Annotated in this window: 11 protein-coding genes; 1 reads left to right on the forward strand and 10 read right to left on the reverse strand. The window is 61.7% G+C overall.

Annotated features, from left to right (window positions below; genetic code table 11):
- From J7346_RS14450 to J7346_RS14460, 3 genes are all read right to left on the reverse strand, one after another.
- On the reverse strand, positions 1-1,386 hold a 1,386-nt coding region (locus J7346_RS14450), incomplete at its 3' end, for a hypothetical protein (RefSeq protein ID WP_209120674.1).
- A gap of 509 nt (positions 1,387-1,895) precedes the next feature.
- Entirely contained in the window at positions 1,896-2,987 is a 1,092-nt protein-coding gene (locus tag J7346_RS14455; RefSeq protein WP_209120675.1) for a hypothetical protein, read from the reverse strand.
- A 53-nt stretch (positions 2,988-3,040) separates the two neighbouring features.
- Positions 3,041-3,586: a hypothetical protein gene (locus J7346_RS14460; protein ID WP_209120676.1), complete on the reverse strand. Its 546-nt coding sequence runs from the start codon at positions 3,584-3,586 to the stop codon at positions 3,041-3,043.
- Between the two features lie 108 nt (positions 3,587-3,694).
- On the opposite strand from J7346_RS14460, the gene J7346_RS14465 reads away from it, so the two are divergent.
- Entirely contained in the window at positions 3,695-3,952 is a 258-nt protein-coding gene (locus tag J7346_RS14465) for a helix-turn-helix transcriptional regulator (RefSeq protein WP_209120677.1), read from the forward strand.
- Positions 3,953-3,955: 3 nt separating this feature from the next.
- Here J7346_RS14465 and J7346_RS14470 read toward each other — a convergent pair whose 3' ends face one another.
- The 7 genes from J7346_RS14470 to J7346_RS14500 form a co-directional block, all read right to left on the reverse strand.
- Positions 3,956-4,948, reverse strand: a complete 993-nt coding sequence (locus J7346_RS14470; protein ID WP_209120678.1) for a hypothetical protein — start codon at positions 4,946-4,948, stop codon at positions 3,956-3,958.
- Positions 4,945-5,697 (reverse strand): SprT family zinc-dependent metalloprotease, encoded by a 753-nt coding sequence (locus J7346_RS14475; protein WP_209120679.1) that lies wholly within the window; start codon positions 5,695-5,697, stop codon positions 4,945-4,947. The genes J7346_RS14470 and J7346_RS14475 overlap by 4 nt, the downstream gene beginning before the upstream one ends.
- Entirely contained in the window at positions 5,697-8,744 is a 3,048-nt protein-coding gene (locus J7346_RS14480; RefSeq protein WP_209120680.1) for a type I restriction endonuclease subunit R, read from the reverse strand. Before J7346_RS14480 ends, J7346_RS14475 begins: the two co-directional genes overlap by 1 nt.
- Positions 8,741-9,565 carry an abortive infection family protein gene (locus J7346_RS14485; RefSeq protein ID WP_209120681.1) on the reverse strand — a complete coding sequence of 275 codons (825 nt, stop codon included), beginning with the start codon at positions 9,563-9,565 and terminating at the stop codon, positions 8,741-8,743. The genes J7346_RS14480 and J7346_RS14485 overlap by 4 nt, the downstream gene beginning before the upstream one ends.
- Positions 9,562-10,761: a restriction endonuclease subunit S gene (locus J7346_RS14490; protein ID WP_209120682.1), complete on the reverse strand. Its 1,200-nt coding sequence runs from the start codon at positions 10,759-10,761 to the stop codon at positions 9,562-9,564. Before J7346_RS14490 ends, J7346_RS14485 begins: the two co-directional genes overlap by 4 nt.
- Positions 10,751-12,250, reverse strand: coding sequence for a class I SAM-dependent DNA methyltransferase (locus J7346_RS14495; protein ID WP_209120683.1), 1,500 nt, complete (start codon positions 12,248-12,250; stop codon positions 10,751-10,753). The genes J7346_RS14490 and J7346_RS14495 overlap by 11 nt, the downstream gene beginning before the upstream one ends.
- A 61-nt stretch (positions 12,251-12,311) precedes the next feature.
- On the reverse strand, positions 12,312-12,965 hold the full coding sequence (locus J7346_RS14500; protein ID WP_209120684.1) for a hypothetical protein: 654 nt from the start codon (positions 12,963-12,965) through the stop codon (positions 12,312-12,314).
- Positions 12,966-13,802 lie beyond the last annotated feature (837 nt).

A 13,802-nucleotide genomic window follows, 5' to 3' on the forward strand; every position in this document is an offset into this window, starting at 1 on the left:
CGCTCGTTTCAGTGCCTGACGTTCGCGCCACGCTCTTTGACGCTCCGCATTTGATTTGGCCTTGCCGGTGACAGTCGGGCGGCCCACCGGACGCTCCTCGAAATCGATCCCGATATCATGGTGATCGAGCACGACCTCGAAGGGGAAGCAGGAATCGCGGAAATAGCCTTCCAGGAATTCCGCCTGCTCGCGGTCATAGACGTTCAGGGTGACGGGACGATCATCGTCCGGCATCCGGAGCGACGAGCGAAAGACGATCTGGATGAGGTCTTCATACTCCCGGTCACGCATCACCTCTTCAGCGGTGATCAGTCCGTCCGTCAGTGCGGCGAATATGCGCGATTCCGTCGAGGAAGCTTTGGCCGTGTAGAGAACGGAACACTGCGTGAGGTGGCGATAGGCGTTCGATCCCGCGATTTTCGGTGAAACCCGCTGGCCCGGAAGCGTGATCGCGCGGCTCCGGTTGGTCGCCCAGTAGTGATGAACAGCCTCGGCCCGACCGTTTACCCACGCGGCCCAGGCCTCAACAGCCTTCTGGCCTTGAGGCGAGTTGACGAAGAAGTTGGTCCCGGCCCGGTGATTGCTGGCGACATAATTGATTGAGACCCGGCGGGGCTTCCAGGACACCGCCCTGATGAGGGGGATGCCGACCAGTTTGATCGACTCGAAGAGGGCGGTGATCAGACGATAGGTAACGAGGCTCTCGAACGAGTTTGCGAGGAAGGTCACCCGGTCGTAGACGAGGAGTTCTTCGACGTTCCACACGCTGAAGAACGAGAGCCGCTTCCTTTTTGGCAGGTCAGCCCAGTTCTCGATGTTCACGACCGTCTGACCGCGATCAAGCCGGGCATGAAGCGGAGCGAACGGCCTCGCGAAATCATCAGCCATCATCTCCCGCCAAGTCGGCGCGTCGGCCTTGGGGCGGATGGTCGAATAGCCATCCATGAATGTTTCGAGATTGTAGGTGTTGGCCCAGAAGGCCTGGGAGGCGGGAAGATCGAAGGCCGCATGGCTCCAGATTTTTGGGTCTTCGTCGATGATGATTTGCCACTCGTGGCCCGCGACGACGGTGTGATCGACCAGCTTCATCGCCTCGTGGGTGATGATGAGGATGGCGTGGGGGGAAAGGCTGAGTTGGTCGATTGTGTGAGGGAAGTCTCGGGTGACGACATCCCCGGCCTTGCTCGACAGTGCTCGGACGGCTGGCCAGTTGCCCACCTCAGCCGACACGCCGCTTATGCGTTCTCGACGGCCCTCGAACTCGTCTGTCCTATCGACCACATAGACGTAGCGTCCCCGGTTCTGGACCATCTGACGAATGGCCCATTCGGTCTTGCCGGAGCCACATGAAGCGGAACTAAAGTAGTAAATGCTTTGGTTGGCCATACTTTCCGGATGATGAGGCTCGAACCATTCTCGCCTCTACGGTTCTATTTATAACGGAAATCATGAGCGGATTCATTATTCATACGCGTGAGAATTGGCGTAACGACGGCACCTATAGAGGCCAAATTGATCTAACAATTTCTGCCAGTCATCAGATTTCTACGTAACGAAACCCTTATAAAGAGAGAGCATCCGTTACGACGCCGAGTCGGAAGGGAGGCGAGCAAGGCGAGCCGGACAAGACGACGACGGCGACACGCCCTCGCAAGGCGAAGGCGCGGCGAGGTGCGTTTGATGATCCATCACAGGCCAGATCGGAGCCGCCACGTTCGCTCGTCGCTCCGCTCCGATCTCACGCGGGGCTGACGCCTTCGAGGTTCGACCCTACGGGACGCCTTCGGCTTCGACCTCTTCGCCGTCTCGTTGAGAAGAACCGAGATCGGCCATCTCTCATCGACGGAATTTGGGGATCGGAAACGCTCGCGCAGCGCAGGTGCGCCCGTTACGGCTCAGTCAGCGAGGTCGAAGTCGGCGCCCAGATCGCCCCAGCCCCGACGACCGGACAATTTCAGCGCAGCTATCCACATGTCCGGAATCGCAGGGCGGCTCACACTGGCGACGCCCCGGCTGGCCAGCCATGCCTTCAGCGGCGCCTTTTGGTCTGCACTGAGGGGGCCATTACCGACGCCGTAGATGCCTTCGACCACCCAGCCGCCCGTGTTCAACGGAAGTAGCATCGCCATGGCCATTGGGATGCCTTCGGGTTCGTAGGCCACGTAGGCGGCTCGCCCGCAGATCACATCTACCGCCCGGTGGATCGTCCGAGCGCAGTTCCGATATGTGAGGGATCGGGACATCAATTCGAGCGCATCCTGAATCGGGAAGACTCCGGCGTCTTCGTCGGCAGCGAACGGCAGGGCCGGGAACCGGCACCGGCGAATCCAAGATTTGAGGAGTTCGTCGATCTCCCGCTGCTCACCGCTTTCGCGCAATGCGGCGAGTATGGCTTGCTCATCATCGGGCGTCGAAGCGGCCCTGACGGCTGTGAGTGCGGAGTTCAGTTCCCGCATGCGCTCTACAGGCAAGTTGCGCCGCAGCACCGACCCGTGCACCATGGCTTCGTCAACTTCGATCAACGTCCGCAATCGGTCTTCACTCAGACGCCCCAGGTGCTGTCCGACCCGACGCCGATGCTTGAGGGTTCGATCCGCGTAGAGGCGATGAAAATCGAGGTGAAGGCTGGGGCCGGAGAAGGCGTCAGGCCCAAGTCGGTTCAGGCCGGAGAGGTAGCCATCCGGACAAGTTCCGAAGGCAGCGGCCATGATCGGAGGCAGATCGCCACCCATCAGCAGGCGGCTGAGTTCCGTCTTGGCTTGCGCCAGAAGATCGGGTGCGACCTGGGCGATGATCCCCTCGGGCTCGGCCAGCCAGCCTTTGGCGGCCACCGCGAAGACGGCTTGCCGCCGAACGACGCTGGCCCGGCAGGTCATCCAATGGAGGAACTCGGGTCCGAGACTGGCGATGGGCTCCAAGGCCCAAGGCGCAGCAATGGCACGAGGCGTTCTCCGCCCTTGGGCCTTGTCACCGATGTCAGATTGCATCCCAATGGGATATCTCGGATCGGTGATTTGTCTACAAAAATCAGCCTGTCAGCCTACCGGCGTGTGGTCGCTCGGTATCCGAAGATGCCGCCGGTCACCAAGGCCGCCAGCGAAGCCCACCAAGGCAGGCGATAGGTGGCGGAGTAGATTCCGGCGCCGACCCGTTGGGCACGATCCACATCGAACACGTCGAGGAGATCGGCTTCGATCAAGCCCTCGTAGCCCTCGCGGATCAGATAGCCGACGACAGCCCGTCCTCCATATGCCTTGAGGAAGGCGTTGACGGCGTCGTCCACCCGCATTTGGTCCGAGTTGCGGAAGCGAGACTGACCATTGAACCAGCGACCGAACGGCCCAGGGTCTTCGGGATAGTCGCGGTCGAAGCGGATAATCCTGGCCGCTGCCGCTCGCGCCCGTATCGTGGCGCGGACTGCGAAGATAACGCCGAGCAGGATTGCCGCACCGACAATCCAGACCATGGCCTGATCCGCCGCCTTCTCACCGAACTGATCCTTGAGCACTCCGAATATCTGGCCATAGGCGAGAACGGCAGCGAAGCCGATCAAGCCCATGGTCACGCAGCCGATCCCGTTCCGCATGTCCCCTCCAGAGAATGGAAAGATTCCATATCTTGATAGGGAAAATCTGCCTATGGGAATTTTCCCTATAGTTGGGTCGCCAGTTCTGAACTGGCGAGGCCTGATCCGATGTCCAAGACGGTCTTCGAAGGAGACCATCGGCATCTGGTCGATGTGCTCACACGCGCTCGGGCGGCTTCGAAGTTGACGCAAACGGAACTCGCCGAACGGCTGGGCAAAGATCAGACTTTCATTTCCATCATCGAACGCGGCCAGCGACGCGTGGACGTGTTGGAATTCATCGCCTTGGCCAGGGCGATGGACCACGATCCAGTCGATCTGTTCCGCAAGGTCCATGACCGGGTCTCGCGGAACCTGAGCATCTGACGGCTACCGCCGGGTGGACTTGGTCGTCGCTATCACACGGAAGGCGGCTGGGGCGGCGGCGGCGAAAAAGGCGGAGTTAAGGACCGTCTCATCACCCAAGAAGAACTCGCCGCCGAGACTTTCAGCGCGCGACTTCAGATCGCCCTTAAGGCCATCCTCGGCGGCCTTGGCGGCTTCAGCCGAAGGAAAAGCCTTGGACTGAAATCCGGCCTTCCATCGACATTTGGCCGCAGGCGGGAAGCCTGAGTTCACCTCCTCGATCCGCCTCGCCGGGTCGTTCGAGTAGCCGATCTTCGCAACGATCCTCTGCCCTACAGCCCCCTTGTCCCGCCCTAGGAGCGTGGCGACACAACCCTGGTAGGTCAGCATGTAGAGGAAGGCATCGCCGTCCTCGTAGTTGCTTCGTCGCTCTCCGTGCGACGGCGTGAATCCGCGCGACGGCGAAAATGCCGCCGTCATCGTAGTCTCGGCAGATTCAACATCCGTCAGCGGCGGTTCGCCGAACACGTTCACCGGAACGACCGGAAGGCATAGGGCGGCTTCCGCCTCGTGGTCAGCCAGAAGCTCCCCACGGGACGCAATGTTGCGGGCCCGCGAGTGGGTGTAGGTGTCGGGTGCCAGATGCTTGACCTCGATCCTGCGGGTCACCTTCCAGGCTCGCCTGACGGGCACCGCGTGCTTCCAGCGATCCAACCAGCCCATGTCGCGCTTGCGTGCCATTCCGGCAGCCGAGGAGCGGTCGGCGTCGGTTGTCGGAACCGGATCGATCTCAAGAAACCCGAGGGCCTGCCTCCGGTCCTGATCCTTGGTGTTGGGCGATGCGGCCCCGTAAATCAGGATCAGGTCGCCGGGCCGCCACTCGTCGATCAACCGGCCCCGATCTGATTCCCGCGTGAAGCCCAGATAGCCGTCTTCTCCGGGATTGAATCCCCAGAAGGCTTTCAGCCAAACCCGCCTCGGCCCTCCGGCAGACGGAGGCACGATCTCATCGGTCATCGCGTCCTCATTGACGGCCTGAGGAAGCCGTCATCCAAGGCCCCTTGATGCTGATCCAGCCACGCCTTGGGACGGGCGTAGTCGGGCATGATCGCCGCCATCTCGGCCCAGAACTCCGGGCCATGAGATCGAACCCTGAGATGCGCCAGTTCGTGGGCGACCACATATTCGAGCACCGCCTTGGGCGCGAAGACGAGGGTCCAGTTGATCAGGATCGCGCCGGTTGGGCCGCAGGCGCCCCAGCCGGATTTCATGTCGGCCACGCGAATCGTTCGAGGCTTGAGACCGAACCGCCTCTGATAGGCAGCGGCGATTTCTGTGACATCCCGGCGCACGCGCCGCTTGAGCCACAGCTTGATCTCGGTGGCGACGATTCCGTCCTGGTCCTCGCCTCGGACCCACGTCGGCAGGTCCACAACGAATCCATTCTTGAACGCAATCTCGAGGTGGGGCCCGTCATGCCGACGCACGGTCAGCTTCGCCACCCGTCCGCGATACGGAATCTTCGAGCCCGTCATGAAGCGCGGCACCACGGCCCGCTTGGTCACGACGGCCTCAAGCTCGCGCAGCGTGTTGAACAACCACTGCCGCTTGCGGGTCAGGAAGGCGTCGATCTCCGCGTCGTCGTCCGTCGTCAGAGCCAGGACTTCGACATGGCCGGGCGTGACCGTGATCCGCCGCTCCGAGGCCGCTGCGGATCGCCGGAGTTCATAGGCGACCTCGGTCTGGCCGATGCGCACGATGCCCATCAGCCAACCTCGGCGTAGGCGTGCACCGCATAGGCTTCGATCTCGTCGCGCACCGTGTTGGCGTCGCCGAGATTCAAAGGCCGGAGGAATTTGCGGACCTCGCGCCGCAGTTCCTTCTTGTAGCCGTCCATAAAGAACCACGACGGCTGGCTGGTCTGCGCCTGGGCGTAGAGGTCGCCGATCTCCACAGCGACGACCTGGATCGCCGCATGATCCGCCTCAGGGGCGTGCGGCTCCATGATCCGCAGAATCGCGAAGGCGCGCTCGTCCATGCCCATTCCGACATGCGCGCCCGCCTCGGCTTCGATTCCACCGGTCAGGTCTTCGAAGTCCTTCAGCCCCTCGGCGGCGGCGATCTGGCCTTCCTCGAACCGGCGGATGATCTCCAGCACCCGCTCGGAGAAGCGACCGTATTGGGCGGGGTTCTTGTCCACCAGTTCGCGGGTGACCCGCTTCAGTTCGGCGGCCTTCCGGACGAACGCCTCGTGAAGCTCCTCCTCCGACTTCTCTTCCGTATCGAAGTCGCCCTTGAACTCGGGGTCCGTGATGTTCCGTAAACGGACAGTTGTCGTCAGGCCGGTGGCGCGGACGTGCTCTTCCAGCATGTCCCTGATCTTGCCGGAGTAGCTGAGGTGATCGAGGCTCTCGTCCTTGGTGATTGCCTGCTGAGCCAGTCGCAGAAAGACGGCGGTCCACTTCATGTCGGCGGTGAAGTCGAGGACCGCCGGATCGGGTGACAAGTCTCCGTAGGTGCGAACGAAGTGGCGGCCCAGCCGCTGAAGCTCGAACCAGTCGTCCTCCCGCCCATCCTGGACAAGCTTCTCTGCGGCATAGGCGGCAGCCTTCTCATCCATGCCGTCGAGGCCGAGGAGCCGCCGCTGGCGCATGAACTCGGCGTGCGTTTTCCGAAGATCGCGGCGCAGCAGGTCGAGATCACGCAGGGCGTTTTGCACGTCGTCGGCGCGGTAGGACGCCAGGGCTTCGTCCAGGTGTTGGGTGACGCCGATGTAGTCCACGATCCGCCCGTGGGACTTGTCCACGGTTGAACCGTCCGGTCGCTTGATAGAGCAGGTGCGGTTCGTGCGCGCGATGGCTTGAAGCAGGCCATGCTCCCGCAAGGGTTTGTCGAGATACATGACGTGCTCGTTCGGCGCGTCGAAGCCGGTCAGCAGCTTGTCGCAGACGATGAGGAAACTGGGCTCGTCGGTCTTTCCCTTGAACGCCTTCTTCGCCGCCTTCTCGCCGTCGTCGTCGAGATAGTGCGCCTCCAGTTGCGACCGCAGGGCGGCGATCTCGGCATCCTCGGACGGCTTGTTATCTTCCTGGCTCTTGGAGAAGACGCAGGCGATCATCCGGTCGGCCTTGGCCGCCGCATCCGCCTCGCTCATCCCGCCCTTCCCCAGATCAGCGGCGATCACGTCGGCCAGAGCGGCGCGGTAGAGCACGACCGACTCGCGGTCGATGGCCACGATCTGCGCTTTGAAGCCGTCCGGGCGGCAGGTCTGTTTGAAGTGCTCCCAGATGTCGCGCGCGATCAGCCGGATGCGCTCAGGGTGCTTGGCGATGAGGGCGAGGCTGACGCCCTTCTGCTTCAGCTTCTCGCGCTTCTCGTCGGACAGATCGACGAACCAACGGTCGAACAGGATGTCGATCTCAGCTTCGTTGATCGACCACTCGGTCTTCCGGCCCTCGTAGAGGATCGGCACTGTCGCGCCGTCTCGCACGGCGTCGTCGATCCCGTATTTGTCCAAGTATGTCTCGCCCGGCTCGCTGAACCGGGCATAGGTGTCCTTGTCGGCCTTCTTGATCGGCGTGCCGGTGAAGCCGAAGTAGCGGGCCTCCGGCAGGGTCGCCTGAAGGAAGGCGCCGAGGTCTTTCTCCTGCGTGCGGTGGCACTCGTCCACCAAGACAATCCAGTCCTCCGAATTCGGGATCGGCTCCTTCGATCCCTGGAATTTGAAGATCGTCGAGAGCAGGATTTGTCCCGAGCCGCCGCGCGCCACGGCCTCACGCAGTTCGCCGACCGACGCCGCCTGTTTCGGATTCGGCAGGCCGCAGGCGACGAAGGTCTTGGAAATCTGATCGTCCAGATCGATGCGGTCGGTCAGGACGAGGATGTTCGGATTCTGGAGCGTCGGCGCGTCGAGCGTCAGATGGGTCTTCAGCTTCAGGGCGAGGAAGACCATCGTCAGGCTCTTGCCCGAGCCTTGGGTATGCCAGATCAGACCCTTCTTCTTGGTCCCCTCGGCGACCCGGATCACCGCCTTGTTGACGGCTCGGAACTGCTGATAGCGGCAGACCTTCTTGATCGGTCGCCCGGTTTCGGGATGGGTCTCGACGACGATGAAGTGCGCCAGCAGGTCCAGCAGCCGTGACGGCTCCAGCAGGCACCATAGGTCTTTGGTCAGATCGTCGGCGAACTCGTCTCGGGTGCGCGGCCACGGGTCGGTCCAGGGGGCGTAGAACTTTGCCTTCGCATCGGTCGCGCCATACAGCGTCGCCATCCCATCGGTCACGATGTTGAAGGCGTTGGGATAGAACAGGCGCGGGATGTCGCGCTCATACTGCTTGATCTGCTCGAACGCCTGACCGGATCGATCCGCCGCCTTCAGTGGGCACTTCGCCTCGATCACGACCAGCGGGATGCCGTTCACGAACACCACCAGATCGGCGATACGCGACCGCTGGGCCTCGACCTTGAACTGGCGCACGACGTGGTAGCGGTTCCTATCGGGCCGCTTGAAGTCGATCAGTTCGACCGGCTTGTCCTTGGCTTCGCCCTTCAGCCGCCGGGAATAGGCGCCGCGCAGACGACGTTGCCATTCCTCGTTGTCCGACAGGGTGGAAAGATCGCTGTAGATCGCCTCGGCGTCTTCGGCGCCCAGCCCGTGATTCACGGCCTGAAGAGCCTCGATCAGCACTGGCTTCAGCAGGACGCGGTTCGGCTCCTGCCGCATCAGCATCGCCGCCTCGTGATGAAGCGCGACGTAGCCCATCGCCGTCAGGGCATCGAGCGCGGGCTTCTCGGCGAGACGGTATTCGCTCATTGACCTGCTCCCCGAGCCTCAAAGGTCTCGAAAAGAAACAAGCAGAGCGTTCCCGCTGCGCCAACGGCCAGCCTTGCATGCCGAGGGGAGAGGCTGCGTGCAGAACTGGCGCGTCCATGCCCGGACCCATACAACCCGCGAAGCTCGTCCATCTGGTGGGCAATGTTCGCCAGAGCATTCAGCGTCGCCCGGATGGAATCTACGCCGCGACTCCGGTCAGGAATGTCACTCGGCGCCAACTCCAAGCATCGCAGCGCGTGCTTCACGAGTGCCGATGGGCTGGATGCCTTCTCAGGCACCTCACCACTGCGCTCGATTACGTCCTTCGCCACGGCTTCGATGAGCTCCTTGGCCGAACCGATGGCATCGGCAGGACTGCTTTCGCAGGTGCGTTCGATGTTTCGGATGCGGGTGAGGAGATTGTCGTGGCTGAACTTCTCCCCGTGGGACTTGAGGTGTTCAAGAACTCCAGTGGCAGCCGCTCCAGATCGAACGACCAATTCGGTTCGGTAGCCGTCGTCAACCAGATCAAACCCATCCCGTGCGACACACCGCTTGAGCGCATCGACGCGGTTCTGACGATCACCGACGCCAGGGAAGTAATGTGGGCTCAAAATCTGATTCACGGCCTCAGCGAGGTATTCGGTCCCGTTCAGAGTTCGCCAAGCCCGCTCCGCGAAGCTTCTTTTGCTGTCGAGCATACGCACGACAGGCTCGTTCATGCCGAAAGAGTTGAAAAACGCGATCAGCCGACTGCTGGTCATGCCGGTGTCGTAGGCAATCTCGGTCAGGTTTGAGATCGCCGCTTCACCGAGCCTCACGCGGGCACCCGAACGCGACCGGAGAGTAAATCGGCGGCCAAGTTTGCCCTGAGCGCAGAGAGCTTCAGAAGCGAGTGCCGCGACGATTCCAAGCTGGCCCACATATCGTCTAGAACCTCGACGGTTTGATCCTGCACTCGGAGATCGGGCAGCGGAAGCATCAGCTTCTTCATCTCGCCGACATTCAGATGCTGCTGAGCCAGCCCACCCTGGAGGCCCGCAACCTGACGCTTCGCGGCTTTGGAGTTCATAAAGAAGGAAAGGTAGGCCGAGCGCAGGCAGTCCTTCGGGCGGGAAAAAATGATGTCGATACAGTTCAACCCCGCCTCGAACCCTGAGGGAATCATAGCGGTCTTGCCCGGCTCGCCAGTTCGACGTGTGACGACATCTCCAGCGCGAAGGCTGGATTTCTGGTTCGCCTGATGGCCAGCCTCCGAGATGTAAACAAGATCGTCGAGCGCAAGCCGGTTTTCGAGCACGTTCAGTGATCGCAAGGCTGGAACCCCGCCGCTTTCGACGTAATAGGCGGCTGGCTTGACGACGATGCCGACCTGAATCGACTGGCACAGGTCGCCCAAATGGTAGCTGGGCCATTCAGCGGCGGAGAAGCAAGCCTCCAACGCGCCGGTGAAAGCAGCCGACAACTGGCGACAAACCTTGTCCTGCGCCTCGATTGCCTCGTCCACCGACCGAAGCACCTCGGCGATCCGCCGCTGCTCGTCGAGCGGGGGGAGAAGAATTGGAAGTAGCTTTGCCGTGCCTCGGCTTAGCTCCTTGAAGGTGCTTCCGCCCGCCGCAGCGGTAAGTGCACTTCGGTTCGCATTCAGCCACTGGCAAAGGAAATCCGGGTCGCTGTCCTCCGAACAAGTGAGGGTCAGAAATCCCTGGTTTGTCGTCATCGGCACGTCATTAATCGCCGCATGGCCGATAGTCGCGCGCGAGGTCATGAGGACGGTCCCTGGTGCGTTCAGCCGGAGCGAGCACTCTTTCAATGCAAGCTCGGTGATGTGCGTCTCGGTGCCAGCGATACGGGTCTGACCGAGCGGCAGAGATGTGATGTCCGAAGGCGTGGCCCACGGCACGCTCCCGTTCGCCCAATAGGCGTCTTTGGCCTTCGATGGCGTTGTGCCGCCAGACAGCCCGGCAATCTCGCCGAGCTTGGTGAGCCGCCACCCCTCCGGTGCCTCACTCGACATAGCCGAGTTTCTTCAGGTGACCGAACATCACAGCCTCGGCTTCGTCGCGCTTGGCGATTAGGTCTTGGAGCTTGGCGACCTCGGCGGCCACATCGACGGATTCGGCATCCGCGCCGGTTTGGACGTAGCGGCTGATGTTGAGGTTGCTGCCGTTGGCGGTGATCTCATCCACCGCCACAACCCGCGCCAGCTTTTCGATGTCGGCGAAGCCGTGGAATGCGTCGGCCAGCGTCCGCAAATTGGCGTCAGTCAGATGATTCTGGGCCTTGCCCGGCGTGAAAGTGGCGTCGCCGTTGATAACCAGCACCTTGCCCTGCCGCTCCGAGGGCTTGGCTTTGCGGATGATCAGGATCGCAGCCGGGATGCCCGCGCCGTAGAACAGGTTGGGCGCCAGCCCGATTACCGCCTCGATGATGTCGGCCTTCAGCATGGCCTCGCGGATACGTCCCTCGGCGCCGCCTCGGAACAGCACGCCATGCGGAACGACGACGCCCAACATGCCGTCGTCCTTGAGCGAGGCGACCATGTGCTGGACGAAGGCGAGATCGCCATAGCCCTTCGGCGGCACGCCATATTCGTCGCGCCCATAGGGATCGCCGTTGGTCCAGACTTCGTGACCCCAGACCTTCTGTGAGAAGGGCGGATTGGCCAGCACCCGGTCATAGGCGCCGACGCCGGATGCGAACTCCCCCGTCTTCGGCTCAAACCGCTTCGGATCGAGGATCGTGTCGCCCTTGGCGATGAAGGCGTCGTCAATGTCGTGGAGGAACAGGTTGATCTGGGCGATGGCCCAGGTGTCGAGTTCCTTCTCCTGGCCATAGAGCGACAGGCTGCGCGGGTCTTGGCCCTTGTCCTTCAGGTGTTGAACCGCCTCCAGCAGCATACCGCCCGAGCCGCAGGTGGGATCGTAGATCGACATGCCCGGCTGGGGATCGAGGCACTCGACGATCAGCTTCACGACCTGCCGGGGCGTGTAGAACTCGCCGCCCTTCTTGCCCGCGCCTTCGGCGAACTGCTCGATGAGGAACATGTAGGCGTCGCCCAGCATGTCGGGCGGCACGTCGCTGTTCCGCAGCCGGTGCTTCTCGAAGTGGGCAAGGAGCTTCTCCAGCCGCGCGTCGGGGAATCGCTCCTGGTTCGCGAAGTCCACGTCGCCGAACACGCCCTGAAGCCGCATGTTGCGGTCCATCAGGGCGTTGAACGCGTTGTTCAGGTGCTGACCGATCTGGGTGGAGTGCTTCCTAACGGCGTTCCAGTGATGCTCGGGCGGAACGTCGAACCGGTGCTCGTCCGGATCAGCCGCCTCCTCGCGGTCGCCCGTCTCGGCCAGCAGAACCTCGAACTCCTCGTCCCACACGTCGCAGAGGCGCCGGTAGAACAGCAGGGCGAAGATGTAGTCCTTGAACTTCCCCGCATCGACGTGCCCGCGCAGGATATCCGCCGCCTGCCACAGGTGTCGTTCGAGTTCCGATTGCGTAAGCTTGGCCAATGTTCGCCTCCCACGACCATGAATCGTGAAGTGCGAACAAGGTCAACGCTTAAGGCAAGGGTCAGAGGTCGGGCGATTTCCACGAGGCCCGTTCGGCCTGATGTCGGGCTAACTCGCGCTCAAGCGTCTCGACGAAATTCCAGCCCTCTCCATCAGACGGAAACTCCAAAGGAGACACGCCAGCCTCGCGTCGCAAGTCAGACGCCGCCGACCACGCATCGAGCCCCAGTTTCGCTGCCCCAACCGAATAAAACTCAGCGGCGTCGTCCGCGTTGAAGGCGGCCTGATCAACGTCTCCTCGGACGAACGACTCCCGCATCCTTACCCGCACCTCGATATCCCGGATGCGAGCGGTCTCCTTTGCCCCCAGCAGTTCCCAGTCGATAGTGGGCCAGGGCTCGAACGCGGCAAGGCCAGTTGCCTGCTCCAAATCGGGTTCGTTGTTGTCGGAAATCACGTGTGCGCAGGCCTCGGCATAACGTTCCAAATGGAACGCGAGGATCATCCGGGCCGACGCGCGCTGTCCATCGAGCTTGGCCTGGGAGCGAGCGGCTAATGACGCCTCATCCTCAAGCTTGAACTCGCGCTCCTTGGCCAGCCTTCTGTTGGCCTGTCGCTCAGTGAACCATGCACCAAGGGCCGCAGCGATCAGCGTGCCGCCGATGGTGAGGGCGGTGTCCGCCACATCCCAAATGGTTTTCGCATCGGCGGCCAAGGCAGACTCCTGTGCGGGATGGCGACGATTGACGCCGCGCGTTTCGGCGTCGCCGCTCAATAAATACGAGCATGCCCCACGCCCGCCGATCTGCCCACCAGTGGATGGTCCCTTGGAGTTCTCGCCCGGCCTACGAGGTAACCCTTTACGGCGACTGGGCCAGCGAGGAGGGCTCCCAACGTCTGGATGAAGCGACGCGCTAGGCGGCATCGCGCCAGCGGCACGGAGGTTTCGCACGCAAGGTCAGTGTCGTAGAGGGCCGCGCAGATTTCGCGTTCGAGTCCCATAGGGATCAAATGGAATTCTGGCTTCTGTTCGAATGAAAAATATTGCGCCGCGCACGCAAGATAATAGATACAGCTTTTATGTATCAGATATCCTTTGTAAAGCAAATCGCTCTCGAAGCATTTGCAGAACTCGCTCTAACCGACCACCTGTCCGGATCATTTCTCCCATCGGCAAGCTGCTTTACGGCAACCGGGAATGTGAGCGCAAGGTCAGTCTGTCGTCATATGTGGGTAATGTCCGAAAAAGAAGTCACACTCGCTCGTATGATGAGCAGTCATGACAGCCAAATGTGGGTCAGACATCTCACAAATCCCTCAACCACTTTTCTAAAGGGTGCTGTCCTTCAGATTAGCCTTGAAGGCGGCAAGCCCCGCAATGATTTGTCTGCGTTCTGCCAGAGATACAACACGCCTGACTATCTCCTTGAATGGGATTTCGAGTGGATCGCACGGGATATTTTAGCCCTACTCGGAAGGTCTACATCTCTGCGCTCAGAGGCGCGAGATTTCCTCGCCACTCAAGTTCCCCTCCCTGTGTTCACCTAGGCCC

The organism is Brevundimonas sp. A19_0 (assembly GCF_017744255.1).
Classification (GTDB): Bacteria; Pseudomonadota; Alphaproteobacteria; order Caulobacterales; family Caulobacteraceae; genus Brevundimonas.

Coding starts and splice junctions, on each gene's coding strand:
- J7346_RS14455 (WP_209120675.1), bottom strand. CDS start 2,987: ATGCAATCTGACATCGGTGACAAGGCCCAAGGGCGGAGAACGCCTCGT.
- J7346_RS14460 (WP_209120676.1), bottom strand. CDS start 3,586: ATGCGGAACGGGATCGGCTGCGTGACCATGGGCTTGATCGGCTTCGCT.
- J7346_RS14465 (WP_209120677.1), top strand. CDS start 3,695: ATGTCCAAGACGGTCTTCGAAGGAGACCATCGGCATCTGGTCGATGTG.
- J7346_RS14470 (WP_209120678.1), bottom strand. CDS start 4,948: ATGACCGATGAGATCGTGCCTCCGTCTGCCGGAGGGCCGAGGCGGGTT.
- J7346_RS14475 (WP_209120679.1), bottom strand. CDS start 5,697: ATGGGCATCGTGCGCATCGGCCAGACCGAGGTCGCCTATGAACTCCGG.
- J7346_RS14480 (WP_209120680.1), bottom strand. CDS start 8,744: ATGAGCGAATACCGTCTCGCCGAGAAGCCCGCGCTCGATGCCCTGACG.
- J7346_RS14490 (WP_209120682.1), bottom strand. CDS start 10,761: ATGTCGAGTGAGGCACCGGAGGGGTGGCGGCTCACCAAGCTCGGCGAG.